This window comes from Azospirillum sp. VT-I1 (assembly GCF_055698305.1).
Genome location: NZ_CP168800.1, coordinates 243,842 through 256,928, shown reverse-complemented (window position 1 = coordinate 256,928; position 13,087 = coordinate 243,842). Strand labels below are relative to the sequence as shown.

The following is a 13,087-nucleotide window of genomic DNA, read 5'->3' as shown; positions in this document are numbered from 1 at the left end:
ATCATCGGCTGCCAACCGCCGTCGCACCGATGGCCTGAATGCGGCCGGCGGCATCCCGCCTGGCGTCCGCGTCGGCCTCCCGCACGGCGGCGAGATCGCGCAGCGGGCGGTGGGGCAACGCCGTCAACGTCTCCTCGACGATCCGTTCGATGTCGAGGAAGCCGATCCGGCGGTCGAGAAACGCCTGAACAGCCACCTCGTTGGCGGCACTGAGTATAGTAGGAGCGCCCCCACCGCTTTGCAAGGCGGCCCGGGCCAGCCGAAGTGCCGGGAATCGCACGGGATCCGGCGCCTCGAAGGTCAGCGTCGCCGCCTTGACCAGATCCAGCCGCTCCGCCGGGGTGGCGATGCGGGCGGGCCAGCCGAGCGCGTAGGCGATGGGCGTGCGCATGTCCGGCGTGCCGAGCTGCGCCAGGACGGAGCCGTCGACATACTCGACCAGCGAATGGATGACCGATTGCGGATGGACGAGGACGTCGATCCGCTCCTCCGGGATGCCGAACAGGAAATGGGCCTCGATCAGCTCCAGCCCCTTGTTCATCATGGTGGCGCTGTCGACGGAGATCTTGGCGCCCATGTCCCATGTCGGGTGGGCCACCGCCTGTTCGCGCGTCGCCGCCGCCATGAAGGCGCGGTCCCTGGTGCGGAACGGGCCGCCGGACGCGGTGAGGATCAGGCGGGCGACGCTGTCGGTCCGCTCGAAATCGAAGACCTGATAGATGGCGGAATGCTCGCTGTCGACCGGCAGCAGCGTGGCGCCGTGCGCCTTCACCTCCTCCATCATCAGGGCGCCGGCGCAGACCAGCACCTCCTTGTTGGCGAAGGCGACAATGGCGCCGCGGCGCACGGCGGCGAGCGTCGGCTCCAGCCCGGCGGCGCCGACGATGGCGGCCATCACCCAGTCGGCCGGGCGCTCGGCCGCGGCAACGACCGCCTCGGCACCGGCGGCGACCTCGATGCCGGTGCCGGACAGGAGGTCCTTCAACCCGGCATAGCCTGCGGGATCGGCGACGACGGCGAGCCGGGCTCGCAGGTCGCGGGCCTGTTTGGCCAGCAGGACGACGTTGCGGTTGGCGGTCAGCGCCTCCACCGGGAAGCGCTCCGGATCGCGGGCGACGAGGTCCACGGTCTGGGTTCCGACCGAACCGGTGGAGCCGAGGATCGTCACGCTGCGCGGCGCGCCCAGCGCCGCCTCCGCCTTCACCACCATGAGAGAACCGTTCCAACGGCCGCGTGGAACAAGGCCAGCACCGGGGCCGCGGCCAGAAGCCCGTCGATGCGGTCGAGGATGCCGCCGTGCCCGGGGATGAGCTGGCCGCTGTCCTTCACGTTGTAGCGCCGCTTGACCGCCGATTCGAACAGGTCGCCGGCCTGACCGACCACCGCGACCGCGGCACCGACCAGGATGGCGATGTCCGGACGCGCCGCGTCGAAGGCAAGCGCCACCAGCCAGCCGAACAGGGCGGAGGACAGCATGCCGCCGATCAGGCCGGCCCAGGTCTTCTTCGGGCTGATCCGGGGCGCCAGCTTCGGCCCGCCGATGCTGCGGCCGGCGGCATAGGCGCCGATGTCGGTCGCCCAGATGGCGAACAGGACGAAGAGGAACAGCGAGAGGCCGACGTCGGGAAGATCGCGCAGCCAGATGAGCCCCGCCATGCCGGCGGCGACGTAGAAAACGCCGAAGCCGAGCAGGCCGCGATCGCTGCCGCCGCCGACGATGGCCGTCATGACGGCAAAGGACGCCGCGACGCCCAGCCCCGCGGCCGGACCGGCGGCGATCTGGGCCATCAGAGCGACGGCGATGCCGATTGCCGCCATCAGGCGGGCCGGCAGGCGGCGGGCGCTGGGGACGATGTTGGTCCATTCGGAAACGGCCATCACCGATCCGAAGGCGATGAGGGCATGGAACACCCAGCCGCCGAGCCAGACGGCGCCCAGCACGACCGGCGCCATGACAAGCGCCGACAGGGCGCGGACCTTCAGGTCCCCGCCCTGGAAGGCGTCACCGGCGCGGCGGCCGAGCCCGGAGCCTGATCGTCAGCGGGACCCGGCGGTGGTGGCGCCGAAGCGGCGTTCCCGTCGGTGGAACTCTTCAATCGCCGCCTCCAGATCGCGCTTGGTGAAATCGGGCCAGAGCGTGTCAACGAAGACCAGCTCGGCATAGGCCGCCTGCCACAGCAGGAAATTGCTGATCCGCTTCTCGCCGCTGGTGCGGATGATCAGGTCGGGGTCGGGAATGTCGGCGGTGTAGAGCCGGGCCGACAGGGCGTCCTCGTCGATGGCGTCGGGCGACAGGCGCCCGGCCGCGACCTCCTCCGCCAGCCGGCGGGCGGCATGGACGATCTCCAGCCGCGAACCGTAGCTGAGGGCGACGACCAGCGTCATCACGCGGTTGTCGCGGGTCAGGTCTTCCGCGTTGCCGATCAGACGGTTGATGTCCTCGGACAGCCGACCGCGGTCGCCGATCACCCGCAGGCGGATGCCCGCCCGGTGCAGTTCGGCGACCTCGCTGCGCAGATAGAAGCGCAGCAGACCCATCAGGTCGCTGACCTCCTCTTCCGGCCGCCGCCAGTTCTCCGAAGAGAAGCTGAAGATCGTCAGAGTGCCGATGCCAAGTTCGCGCGCCGCTTCCACGGTGCGGCGGACGGCGTCCACGCCCTTCTTGTGACCGGCGGTGCGCGGCAGGCCGCGCGCCTTGGCCCAACGCCCGTTGCCATCCATGATGATGGCGACGTGCGCGGGAGCCGTGTTGGACCGGTTGTCGTCCGCGTCGCGCATTCCGGATCAGACCTGCATGATTTCCTTTTCTTTTTGCGCAAGCGAGTCGTCGACCATCTTGATGTGCTGGTCGGTCAGGACCTGCACCTTGTCCGCCTGGACCTTGTGCTCGTCCTGGGTGATCTCGCTGGCCTTCTCGGCCTTCTTCAGGCCGTCCATGCCGTCGCGGCGGATGTTGCGGATGGCGACGCGGCACTGCTCGGCGTACTTGTGGGCGACCTTCGCCAGTTCGGCGCGGCGCTCCTGCGTCAGGTCGGGCAGCGGCACGCGGATGACCTGGCCTTCGGCCTGCGGGTTCAGGCCCAGGCCGCTGTCGCGGATGGCCTTCTCGACCGCCTTGGTCATGCCGCGGTCCCACACCTGGACCGAGATCAGGCGCGGCTCCGGAACGGAGACCGTCGCGACCTCGCGCAGGTGCATGCGGCTGCCATAGGCCTCCACCATCACCGGTTCGAGCAGGTTGGACGAGGCGCGGCCGGTGCGCAGACCGCCCAGTTCCTTGCGAAACGATTCAAGCGCGCCTTCCATGCGGCGCTTCAGATCCGATAGGTCGGGCGCAGCCACGGGCCTACTCCCTTTCTTCCGTTATAATGGTGTGCTTGCCACGGCCCTGCATCACTTCGGCGAAGGCGCCGGGCGTGTGGATCGAGAAGACCAGGATGGGAATGTGGTTCTCGCGCGACAGCGCGATCGCCGAAGCGTCCATCACCTGCAGTTCCTTGGTCAGGACATCCATGTAGGTGAGGCGTTCGTAATGCTGGGCCGTCGGATCCTTCTTCGGATCGGCGGTGTAGACGCCGTCGACCTGCGTCCCCTTCAGCAGACCGTCGCAGCCCATTTCCGAGGCGCGCAGCGCCGCGGCGGTGTCGGTCGTGAAGAAGGGGTTGCCGGTGCCGGCGGCGAAGATCACCACCCGGCCCTTTTCCATGTGGCGAACGGCGCGGCGCCGGATATAGGGCTCGCAGACCGTCGACATGGGGATGGCCGACTGCACCCGCGTGCTGACGCCCATCCGTTCGAGCGCGCTCTGCATCGAGAGCGCGTTCATCACGGTGGCGAGCATGCCGATATAGTCGGCCGAGGCACGCTCCATGCCGCTCGCCGCACCCTTCACACCCCGGAAGATGTTCCCCCCGCCGATGACCAGACAGACCTGGACGCCGAGCGCGATGACCGCCTTCACCTCGCTGGCGATGCGGTTCACCATCTCCGGGTCCAGACCATAGTCGCGCTGACCCATCAGCGCCTCGCCCGACACCTTGAGGAGGACGCGCTTGTAGCGGACGCCCTCGGCCGGCGCGGTGGTCCCGGTGGTTTCGACCATGGGGGGAACGCTCCCTTGCTGTTTCGGAATGCGGCTTGCGGACCTAAGCGTTCGACCTTACCGGTCTCAGCCCTGACCGCCGGCGGCGGCGGCGACTTCGGCGGCGAAGTCCGACTGGGCCTTCTCGATGCCCTCGCCCAGCGCGAAGCGGGTGAAGGCCGTGACCTTGACCGGAGCGCCGATGTCCTTGGCGGCGTTCTCCACCACCTTGCGGACCTTGGTCTCGCCGTCGATCACGTAGGTCTGCTCGAGCAGGCAGACTTCCTCGTAGTACTTGCGGACGCGGCCTTCGACCATCTTCTCGATGATGGCTTCCGGCTTGCCCGACGCGCGGGCCTGCTCGGCCAGCACGTTGCGCTCACGCTCCAGCGACGAGCTGTCGACGTCGGCGATGTCCAGCGCGTCCGGACGGGCGGCGGCGATGTGCATGGCGATCTGCTTGCCGAGATCGGCCAGCTTGGCGGCATCGCCGGTCGACTCCAGGGCGACCAGGACGCCGATCTTGCCCAGGCCCGGCGCGATGGCCGAGTGGACGTAGCTGACGACGACACCGGCCGAGACCGACAGGGTGACGGCGCGGCGCAGGTTCATGTTCTCGCCGACCGTGGCGATCAGGCTGGTCAGCTCGTCCTGGGCGGTGTGCGAGGTGCCCGGATAGGTCGCGGCCTTCAGGGCCTCGACGTCGCCGGCGCTCGTCAGGGCCAGCTCGGCGGCCTTGGCGGCGAAAGCCTGGAACTTGTCGTTGCGGGCGACGAAGTCGGTCTCGGCGTTCACCTCGACGACGGCGCCCTTGGTGCCGGCGGTGGCGACGGCGACCAGACCCTCGGCGGCGACGCGGCCAGACTTCTTGGCGGCGGCGGCGAGGCCCTTCTTGCGCAGCCAGTCAACGGCGCCCTCGAGGTCGCCCTGCGTCTCGTTCAGCGCCTTCTTGCAATCCATCATGCCCGCGCCGGTCTTCTCGCGCAGTTCCTTGACGAGCGAGGCGGTAATCTCGGCCATGTTGCGCCCTCTTCCTTCCAAGCGATCCGGCAGGCGGATCGGATTGAGTCACAAAGTCAAAACGGGTGGCAACCCATAAAAAAGGCAGCCGGGCCATAGGTCATAAGGCCCGGCTGCCCTTGAACCGTCAGGGTCAGGCCTGGGCGGTCTCGGCGGTCTCTTCCTCCGGCAGCTGCTCGGCCGGGGCGTCCTCGGCGGCGCCGACGTCGATGCCGGCGGCGCTCATCTCGGCCTGCAGGCCGTCAAGCACGGCGCCGACCGTCAGGTCGCAGTACAGCTCGATGGCGCGCAGCGCGTCGTCGTTGCCGGGGATCGGGAAGGCCACGCCGTCCGGATCGGAGTTGCTGTCGAGAACCGCGATGACCGGGATGCCCAGCTTGTTGGCTTCCTTGACCGCGATCGACTCCTTGTTGGTGTCGATGATGAAGATGACGTCCGGCAGGCCGCCCATCTCCTTGATGCCGCCCAGCGCACGCTCCAGCTTGTCGCGCTCGCGGGTCAGCTCCAGCACTTCGCGCTTGGTCAGGCCCGAGGTGTCGCCAGCCAGACGCTCTTCCATCTCGCGCAGGCGCTTGATCGACTGGGAGATGGTCTTCCAGTTGGTCAGCATGCCGCCGAGCCAGCGGTGGTTGACGTAGTACTGGCCGCACTTGGCGGCAGCCTCGGCGATACGCTCCTGCGCCTGGCGCTTGGTGCCGACGAACAGGACGCGGCCGCCGCCGGCAACGACGTCACGCACGGCCTGCAGGGCGCGGTGCAGCATCGGGACGGTCTGCTCGAGATCGATGATGTGCACGCCATTGCGGACGCCGAAGATGTACTGGTTCATCTTCGGGTTCCAGCGGCGGGTGTGGTGACCGAAGTGGACACCGGCTTCCAGCAGCTGGCGCATGGTGAAGGTGGGCATGGTCATGTGGAAAAATCCCTTTTTCCGGTTGCTCCGCCGCGGGCATTGTCGAGTGCGCATGGAGTCCATGGCCCAAGACACCGGATCGGGCCATCGGGGTAAAGCCGAGGGTCCGCCAGCCCGCGTGAGGTTTTGACGACGGCGCTTACATAGCCCCGCGCGCGTATGTTGACAAGGAAAAAGGCCACCCGGACCTGCGTCCGGATGGCCTTTTCACCAATTCGCAGAACAGCGGCCGACGCTGCTCTTTACGCCTGCGGCGCCGACGGAGCCGCCACCTTCGGCTTGGGCAGGTCGAGCTTCAGATGCAATTCGCGCAGGCGGGCGGTGTCGACCGGCGCCGGAGCCTGCATCAGCAGGTCTTCGGCCCGCTGGTTCAGCGGGAAGGCGATGACCTCGCGGATGTTCGGCTCGTCGGCCAGCAGCATGACGATGCGGTCGATGCCCGGAGCCGAGCCGCCGTGCGGCGGGGCGCCCAGCTTGAACGCGCTCAGCATGCCGCCGAATCGGGCTTCCAGCTCCTCCGGCGGATAGCCGGCGATCTCGAAGGCCTTGTACATCACTTCCGGCAGATGGTTGCGGATGGCGCCCGAAGACAGCTCCACGCCGTTGCAGACGATGTCGTACTGGTAGGCCTTGATGTCGAGCGGGTTCATCGTCTCCAGCGCCTTCAGGCCGCCCTGGGGCATGGAGAACGGGTTGTGGCTGAAGATGACCTTGTTGGTCTCCTCGTCCAGCTCGTACATCGGGAAGTCGACGATCCAGCAGAAGCGGAAGGCGTTCTTCTCGATCAGATCCAGCTCCTCGCCGATGCGGGTGCGGGCGAGACCGGCCAGCTTGGCCGCCGGGCCGGGCTGGTCGCAGACGAAGAAGATCGCGTCGCCGTCTTCCAGGCCGGCCAGTTCCCGCAGCTGAGCCTGGGCGGCTTCCGGCACGAACTTGGCGATCGGACCCTTGCCGGCGCCGCCTTCGACGATGATGTAGCCGAGACCGGGGGCGCCGAGGCCGCGGGCCCAGTCGTTCAGCTTGTCGAAGAAGCTGCGCGGACGGTCGGAGACCTTCGGCGCGCGGATGGCGCGGACGACGCCGCCCTTCTCAAGCGTCTGCTTGAAGGCGCGGAATTCCACGTCGTCGCGCTTGAACACCTCGGTCACGTCGGTGATGACCAGCGGATTGCGCAGGTCCGGCTTGTCGTTGCCGTACTTCAGCATCGACTCGGCGTAGGAGATGCGGCGGAAGGGCAGCCCGTCGATGGCCGGCTTCGAGTCGCGGCGGAAGCTGCCGAACTCGTCGAAGATGCCGTGCAGAACCGGCTCGATGGCGGCGAAGACGTCCTCCTGGGTGACGAAGGACATCTCGAAATCGAGCTGGTAGAACTCGCCCGGGCTACGGTCGGCGCGGGCATCCTCGTCGCGGAAGCAGGGAGCGATCTGGAAGTAGCGGTCGAAGCCGGCGACCATCAGCAGCTGCTTGAACTGCTGCGGCGCCTGCGGCAGGGCGTAGAACTTGCCGGGATGGTTGCGGCTGGGCACCAGATAGTCGCGGGCGCCTTCCGGCGAGGACGCGGTGAGGATCGGCGTCTGGAACTCGGTGAAGCCCTGGTCGATCATGCGGCGGCGCGCCGAGGCGATCACGCGCGAGCGCAGCATGATGTTCTCGTGGATGCGCTCGCGGCGCAGGTCGAGGAAGCGGTAGCGCAGGCGCACGTCCTCGCCGGCATCCGTGTCCTGGTTGACCTGCAGCGGGATCTGCTCCGCCTCGCCTTCCACGGTGAGTTCGGCGATCTGCAGCTCGATGCGGCCGGTGGGCAGCTTGTCGTTGATGGTCTCGGCCGTGCGCTTCACCACCTTGCCGGTGACGGTGATGACCGATTCCAGCTTCAGCCGGTTGGCGACCTCGAAGGCCGGGTTGGAGGTATCGACCACGCACTGCGTCAGGCCGTAATGGTCGCGCAGGTCGATGAACAGCAGCTGTCCATGGTCGCGCTTCCGGTTCATCCAGCCCGACAGGCGGACGGTCTCACCGGCATTCTCTTCACGAAGCTGGCCGCAGGTGTGCGTGCGGTAGGGGTGCATGGGTCGAAACACCTTGAAAAGGTCGGATTCCGGCGGAAAAAGCGGTCCGACACACCACACCGGACGCGCGCGAAAGTCAAGCCGCGATAGGGTGGAGCTTGCGGGCGCGGCGGCCGCAATGGAACGTTTGGAACACCGTGAAACGCTTTCCGCCGCCCTGTTCACCTGTTCAACACCGCCTTCCCGCCGCCCCGCCGTCCGCCTACCCACAGTTTAGCACCGTTGCCGCGCGTCGCTAAGAGCGGGAAGAAAACGCCAACCGCGACGCCCCTGCGACGCCCCTGCCCCGCCGCCGCCGCGCGCCTTTCGCGAACGCGTGGCCGCCCGGCGCTTCGGCGGACTTTCAAGCACCCGTTCGGTCGTGTATGAAGCAACCATGACGCTCATCACGACAACCGACGCCCTCCAGGCCTTCTGTCAGTCGCTGGCCGGGGCCGACTACATCACGGTCGACACCGAGTTCCTGCGGGAAAAGACCTATTGGCCGCAATTGTGCCTCGTCCAGATCGGCGGACCCGACGGCGCGGTCGCCATCGATCCGCTGGCCGAAGGCATCGACCTGGCGCCGCTGTTCGCGCTGATGAGCGACCCGTCGATCCTGAAGGTCTTCCACGCCGCCCGCCAGGACGTGGAGATCTTCTGGCACCTGTCCGGCCAGATCCCGCACCCGCTGTTCGACACCCAGGTTGCGGCGATGGTCTGCGGCTTCGGCGAGAGCGTCGGCTACGAGACGCTGGTGACCAAGCTGGCCGGCGCCCGCATCGACAAGTCCAGCCGCTTCACCGACTGGTCCCACCGCCCGCTGACCGAGCGGCAGCTGACCTACGCCCTGTCCGACGTCATCCACCTGCGCCCGGCCTACGAGAAGCTGAAGCGCCGCCTCGCCCGTTCCGGCCGCTCGCACTGGCTGGAGGAGGAGATGGCGATCCTCACCGATCCGGCCACATATCAGGTCGATCCGGAAAGCTCCTACCTGCGGCTGAAGGTGCGCACCAACAAGCCGCGCTTCATGGCGATCCTGAAGGAGCTGGCGGCGTGGCGCGAGCGCGAGGCCCAGCGCCGCGACCAGCCGCGTTCCCGCGTGCTGCGCGACGAGGCCCTGCTGGAGATCGCCGCACACGCCCCCACCACGGTGGACGACCTCGCCCGCACCCGCGGGCTGGGCCGCGGCTTCGCCGAGGGGCGGCAGGGTGCCGACGTGCTGGCCGCGGTGCAGGCGGGACTGGACCTGCCCGACAGCGCCCTGCCCCGTGTCGAGCCGCGCGAGGAACCGCCGCCCGGCCTGCAGCCGATCGTCGAGCTTCTGCGTGTTCTGCTGAAGATGAAATGCGACGAGAACAATGTCGCGGCGAAGCTGGTGGCCTCGGCCGCCGAGCTGGAGGCGCTGGCCGCCGACGACGCCGCGGACATTCCGGCGATGCACGGTTGGCGGCGCGAGCTGTTCGGCAACGATGCGCTCGCCCTGAAGCACGGAAAGATCGGTCTTGCGGTCATCGACCGCCGCGTCCGCATCGTTCCCGCAGGCGAACCGCGCCCCTCCGCCGCACCGGTCGATTCGGAAACTTGACCTTTCCGGATGGCGTCGCTTCGATGACCCCGGCGCCCTTTGGGACCCTTTGGGGAGCCCTTGGGGCGCTTTTGAAAAGCCTTTGCCGCGGTCGTGACGCAGGCCCGTCCGGACCGCGGCCTTAAGGGCTTTTTAAAGAAAGTTACCGTTAAAATCGGTTCGGCTTCGCATGATTCGCCGGCTTCCCGGCGGCTGCGGAGCCGCAGTTCCGGCCGGGCACAAGGCACCGGACCGGATGACAAGGCTGCCGAGCAACGAGCGGCCGGGGACATGGGTGGTTGGCAGGCGTGACGCTTGTTGTGGGAGTGAACATCGTATGAGCAGGTTTGGCGGCAGACCACCGGTTGGACGGGACCGTGTCCGGCTTTCCACCACGGAAAAGCAGGCCGCCGTCGCCGCCGCCAAGGACCAGAAGCCGGAATTCGACAACGACAAGCTCCTGAACCTGCTGCGGTCGGCGAAGAACGAACTTCAGGGCATGCGGCTGATCCACATGCACCTGTCCTTGCTGAAGGACCGCGACCCGACCAGCCAGATGATGGTGCGTTCCATCATCCAGGAACTCGCGACCAAGGCCTCCTACCTGCAATCCTTCAACATCTCCAACGGCGACGTCATCATCCTCTACAAGGGGCTGAAGCTGACCGGCGTCACCGACGTCTGCCAGACGGTGGAGCAGGTCTTCCTGTCCAAGACGACGCTGACCGGACCGAACCCCTACAAGGAATATTCGCTCTACTCGATCATGGAACTGGCGTTGAACTTCATCAACGTCATCCGTTTCATCGAGGAACTGCAGGCGAACGAGACCGGCAGCCACGTCACCGAGACCAAGCCGCCGATCACGCTGGAGGAGCTGGGCAAGCTCGAACGCTCCATGCAGATGTTCGACCTGTCGCCCTTCCTGTTCAACCAGGGCATCGCCAACATCGGCAGCGGCGATGCGGACATGGAGTATTACGAGCTTTACATCTCCATCAAGCTGCTTCAGGAGCGGCTCTGCCCCGATTACGACATCACCGCCAACAAGTGGCTGTTCAACTATTTCACCGCCAACCTCGACCAGTCGGTCCTGCGGGCGTTGAACCACGGCCTCAGCTTCATGCGCGGGCGGCGGATCGGCATCAACATCAACCTGTCCACCGTCATCTCCACCGGCTTCGTGAAGTTCGACGAACGGTTGCCCATCGATTTCCGCGGGCAGGTGGTGCTGGAGGTGTCTAAGGGCGACCTGATCGAAAACCTGTCGCTGTTCAACGAGGTGGTGGAGTTCGCCCAGGACCGCCGCTACCAGATCGCGGTGGACGGGCTGAACCCGTTCTGGGTGACGAACTTCGACCTGGAATACCTGAACGCGGACTACGCCAAGATCTTCTGGTCCAACGACATGCTGGAGATGGACCCGTCCTTCGAGAAGTATTTCCGCGACCGCATCGCCGAACAGGACCGCTGCAAATTCATCCTGGCGCGCTGCGACAGCGTCTCCAGCCTGGTCTATGCCCACAAGATGGGCATCAACCTGGTCCAGGGCCGCGCGGTGGACAACATCATGCGCAAGGGCGTCAGCGTCCGCGAGGCCATCGCCCACGCCAAGGTGGATTGAAGGGCGGCGCTCACGGCTTGCGCGGGGCGCGGCGCAGCGGTCCGTCGGTCCAGGAGGGCGGCAGCAGCGCCAGCAGCCAGACCGCGGCCATCATCGGCCAGGGAAAGGCGATGCGCGCCGCGTTGCGCTCCAGTCCGCGGCGGATGACGCGGGCGGCGGCGTCGGTCTCCATCAGGAAGGGCATGGGGAAGCGGTTCACCGCCGTCATGCGGCTCTTGACGAAGCCGGGGCAAATGACCGACACGCCGATCCCCTCCCCGGCCAGATCGCCGCGCAACGCCTCGCCATAGACCCGCACCATCGCCTTGCTGGCGCAATAGGCCGGTGCGCCGGGAAGGCCGCGGAAGCCGGCCAGCGAGGCCATCAGCGCGATCTGTCCGCGCCGCCGCGCCCGCATCGCCGGCAGCAGCGGATGGATGCTGTTCAGTACGCCGTCGATGTTCACCGCCAGGATGCGCCGGGCCTGCTCCTCCGTCTCGCCGCCGTCGCCGGTGCCGGCCGACATGCCGGCATTGGCGATCAGCAGGTCGACCGGATCGGCGGCATCGACCCGCGCCAGCCAGTCCGCCATCGCCGCCCGGTCCGCCACGTCGATCACTGCGGCGTCCACCCGGGCGCCGGCGGCGCGGCAGCGCTGCGCCACCGCCTCCAGCCGCGCGGAGTCGCGGCCGGTCAGGGCCAGCGCCACGCCGGGAGCGGCATAGAGGAGCGCCAGCGCTTCGCCGATGCCGCTGGAGGCGCCGGTGATGACGATGGAATTGGGGGCGGAGCGGGGAGTGGAACGCGGCTGCTTCATGGAATCTCCGGCCTGCTTCTCGGTCCAGGTCTGGCGCCAAGCTTGTTGTAGGTTCATGTCGCGTTTATAAGCACGACACCAACCGACACCGCTTTTCAAGTGAGGCCGCCTTTGCCCGCCCATCGCCCCGTCATTGCCAGCATGACCGGTTTCGCACGCGTCGACGGGCACGGCGACGGCTATTCCTGGACCTTCGAGGCCAAGAGCGTCAACGGCCGCAGCCTGGATCTGCGCTGCCGCCTGCCGTCGGGCTTCGACAGCGTCGAGGCGGTGGCGAGGGCCGAGCTGCCGAAGCGGCTGGCCCGCGGCAACGTCAACCTGACGCTGACCGTCAACCGCGCCCAGGCGGTGTCGCAGCTCCGCATCAACCGGGAACTTCTGGCCCAGGTGCTGGACCTCGCCCGCGAGATCGAGGGGGCAGGCGCCGCCCCGCCGCGGCTGGATTCGCTGCTGGCCGTCCGCGGCATCATCGAGCCGGTGGAAGAGGACGAGACGGAGGCGCGCGAGCGCGTCGAATCGGCGCTGAAGGCCGACCTCGCCAAGCTGGTCGACCAGCTGGTGGTCAACCGCCTCGCCGAGGGTGCGCGCATCGCCGAGGTGCTGAACGGCCATCTCGACGAGATCGCCCGGCTGGTGGACGCGGCGTCGGCCTGCGCCTCCACCCAGCCGGACGCGCTGCGCGAGAAGCTGCGCGCCCAGGTCGCGGCCATCCTCGGCTCCTTCCCCGCCCTGTCGGAGGACCGGCTGGCCCAGGAGGCCGCCATCCTGATCGGCAAGGCCGACGTGCGGGAAGAGCTGGACCGCCTGCGCGCCCACATCCAGGCGGCGCGCGACCTGATGGCGGAAGGCGGCGCCATCGGCCGCCGGTTCGACTTCCTGTGCCAGGAGTTCAACCGCGAGGCCAACACCCTGTGCTCCAAGTCGGCGGATGTCGAACTGACCCGCATCGGCCTGTCGCTGAAGGCGTCGATCGAGCAGCTTCGCGAGCAGGTCCAGAACATCGAGTAACCATCAACACCGAGTGAGCGCCATGGCTGC

General features: G+C 67.6%; 12 protein-coding genes. 3 read left to right on the top strand and 9 right to left on the bottom strand.

The genetic code is table 11. The annotated features are described in order from the left end of the window. Position 1 precedes the first annotated feature (1 nt). From AB8P05_RS01170 to aspS, 8 genes are all read right to left on the bottom strand, one after another. Positions 2-1,210 (bottom strand): 1-deoxy-D-xylulose-5-phosphate reductoisomerase, encoded by a 1,209-nt coding sequence (locus AB8P05_RS01170; protein WP_472758482.1) that lies wholly within the window; start codon positions 1,208-1,210, stop codon positions 2-4. Continuing rightward, a complete protein-coding gene (locus AB8P05_RS01165; RefSeq protein ID WP_472758481.1) occupies positions 1,201-1,953 on the bottom strand; it encodes a phosphatidate cytidylyltransferase in 753 nt (250 codons plus the stop codon). The genes AB8P05_RS01170 and AB8P05_RS01165 overlap by 10 nt, the downstream gene beginning before the upstream one ends. An 84-nt stretch (positions 1,954-2,037) precedes the next feature. Further along, complete coding sequence (locus tag AB8P05_RS01160; RefSeq protein WP_472758480.1) at positions 2,038-2,778, bottom strand: isoprenyl transferase; 741 nt, start codon at positions 2,776-2,778, stop codon at positions 2,038-2,040. 6 nt (positions 2,779-2,784) lie between these two features. Then, on the bottom strand, positions 2,785-3,306 hold the full coding sequence (frr, locus tag AB8P05_RS01155; protein ID WP_455173045.1) for a ribosome recycling factor: 522 nt from the start codon (positions 3,304-3,306) through the stop codon (positions 2,785-2,787). A 40-nt stretch (positions 3,307-3,346) separates the two neighbouring features. Next, on the bottom strand, positions 3,347-4,102 hold the full coding sequence (gene pyrH / locus AB8P05_RS01150; protein WP_472758479.1) for a UMP kinase: 756 nt from the start codon (positions 4,100-4,102) through the stop codon (positions 3,347-3,349). Between the two features lie 66 nt (positions 4,103-4,168). Next, on the bottom strand, positions 4,169-5,101 hold the full coding sequence (gene tsf / locus AB8P05_RS01145; RefSeq protein ID WP_455171487.1) for a translation elongation factor Ts: 933 nt from the start codon (positions 5,099-5,101) through the stop codon (positions 4,169-4,171). A 133-nt stretch (positions 5,102-5,234) separates the two neighbouring features. Then, the gene (gene rpsB / locus AB8P05_RS01140) at positions 5,235-6,014 is read right to left on the bottom strand and encodes a 30S ribosomal protein S2 (RefSeq protein WP_472758478.1); all 780 of its coding nucleotides are present in this window, start codon (positions 6,012-6,014) and stop codon (positions 5,235-5,237) included. A 242-nt stretch (positions 6,015-6,256) separates the two neighbouring features. Then, positions 6,257-8,083: an aspartate--tRNA ligase gene (aspS, locus tag AB8P05_RS01135; protein WP_472758477.1), complete on the bottom strand. Its 1,827-nt coding sequence runs from the start codon at positions 8,081-8,083 to the stop codon at positions 6,257-6,259. Between the two features lie 376 nt (positions 8,084-8,459). Between aspS and rnd the strand changes: the two genes are divergently transcribed. Further along, positions 8,460-9,650 (top strand): ribonuclease D, encoded by a 1,191-nt coding sequence (gene rnd / locus AB8P05_RS01130; protein ID WP_472758476.1) that lies wholly within the window; start codon positions 8,460-8,462, stop codon positions 9,648-9,650. Positions 9,651-9,966: 316 nt separating this feature from the next. Next, on the top strand, positions 9,967-11,253 hold the full coding sequence (locus tag AB8P05_RS01125; protein WP_472758475.1) for an EAL domain-containing protein: 1,287 nt from the start codon (positions 9,967-9,969) through the stop codon (positions 11,251-11,253). A gap of 10 nt (positions 11,254-11,263) precedes the next feature. Here the strand turns inward: AB8P05_RS01125 and AB8P05_RS01120 are convergent, their stop codons facing one another. Then, positions 11,264-12,049 (bottom strand): SDR family NAD(P)-dependent oxidoreductase, encoded by a 786-nt coding sequence (locus tag AB8P05_RS01120; protein WP_472758474.1) that lies wholly within the window; start codon positions 12,047-12,049, stop codon positions 11,264-11,266. Between the two features lie 141 nt (positions 12,050-12,190). Between AB8P05_RS01120 and AB8P05_RS01115 the strand changes: the two genes are divergently transcribed. After that, positions 12,191-13,057 (top strand): YicC/YloC family endoribonuclease, encoded by an 867-nt coding sequence (locus AB8P05_RS01115; protein ID WP_472758473.1) that lies wholly within the window; start codon positions 12,191-12,193, stop codon positions 13,055-13,057. The last annotated feature ends 30 nt before the right edge of the window (positions 13,058-13,087 follow it).

Excerpts from the sequence above, each read along its gene's own strand:
- AB8P05_RS01165 (WP_472758481.1), bottom strand. The coding sequence starts at position 1,953 with ATGGCGCCGGTCGTGCTGGGCGCCGTCTGGCTCGGCGGCTGGGTGTTC.
- rnd (WP_472758476.1), top strand. The coding sequence starts at position 8,460 with ATGACGCTCATCACGACAACCGACGCCCTCCAGGCCTTCTGTCAGTCG.
- AB8P05_RS01125 (WP_472758475.1), top strand. The coding sequence starts at position 9,967 with ATGAGCAGGTTTGGCGGCAGACCACCGGTTGGACGGGACCGTGTCCGG.
- tsf (WP_455171487.1), bottom strand. The coding sequence starts at position 5,101 with ATGGCCGAGATTACCGCCTCGCTCGTCAAGGAACTGCGCGAGAAGACC.
- aspS (WP_472758477.1), bottom strand. The coding sequence starts at position 8,083 with ATGCACCCCTACCGCACGCACACCTGCGGCCAGCTTCGTGAAGAGAAT.
- AB8P05_RS01170 (WP_472758482.1), bottom strand. The coding sequence starts at position 1,210 with ATGGTGGTGAAGGCGGAGGCGGCGCTGGGCGCGCCGCGCAGCGTGACG.
- pyrH (WP_472758479.1), bottom strand. The coding sequence starts at position 4,102 with ATGGTCGAAACCACCGGGACCACCGCGCCGGCCGAGGGCGTCCGCTAC.
- AB8P05_RS01160 (WP_472758480.1), bottom strand. The coding sequence starts at position 2,778 with ATGCGCGACGCGGACGACAACCGGTCCAACACGGCTCCCGCGCACGTC.
- rpsB (WP_472758478.1), bottom strand. The coding sequence starts at position 6,014 with ATGACCATGCCCACCTTCACCATGCGCCAGCTGCTGGAAGCCGGTGTC.
- AB8P05_RS01115 (WP_472758473.1), top strand. The coding sequence starts at position 12,191 with ATGACCGGTTTCGCACGCGTCGACGGGCACGGCGACGGCTATTCCTGG.
- frr (WP_455173045.1), bottom strand. The coding sequence starts at position 3,306 with ATGGAAGGCGCGCTTGAATCGTTTCGCAAGGAACTGGGCGGTCTGCGC.
- AB8P05_RS01120 (WP_472758474.1), bottom strand. The coding sequence starts at position 12,049 with ATGAAGCAGCCGCGTTCCACTCCCCGCTCCGCCCCCAATTCCATCGTC.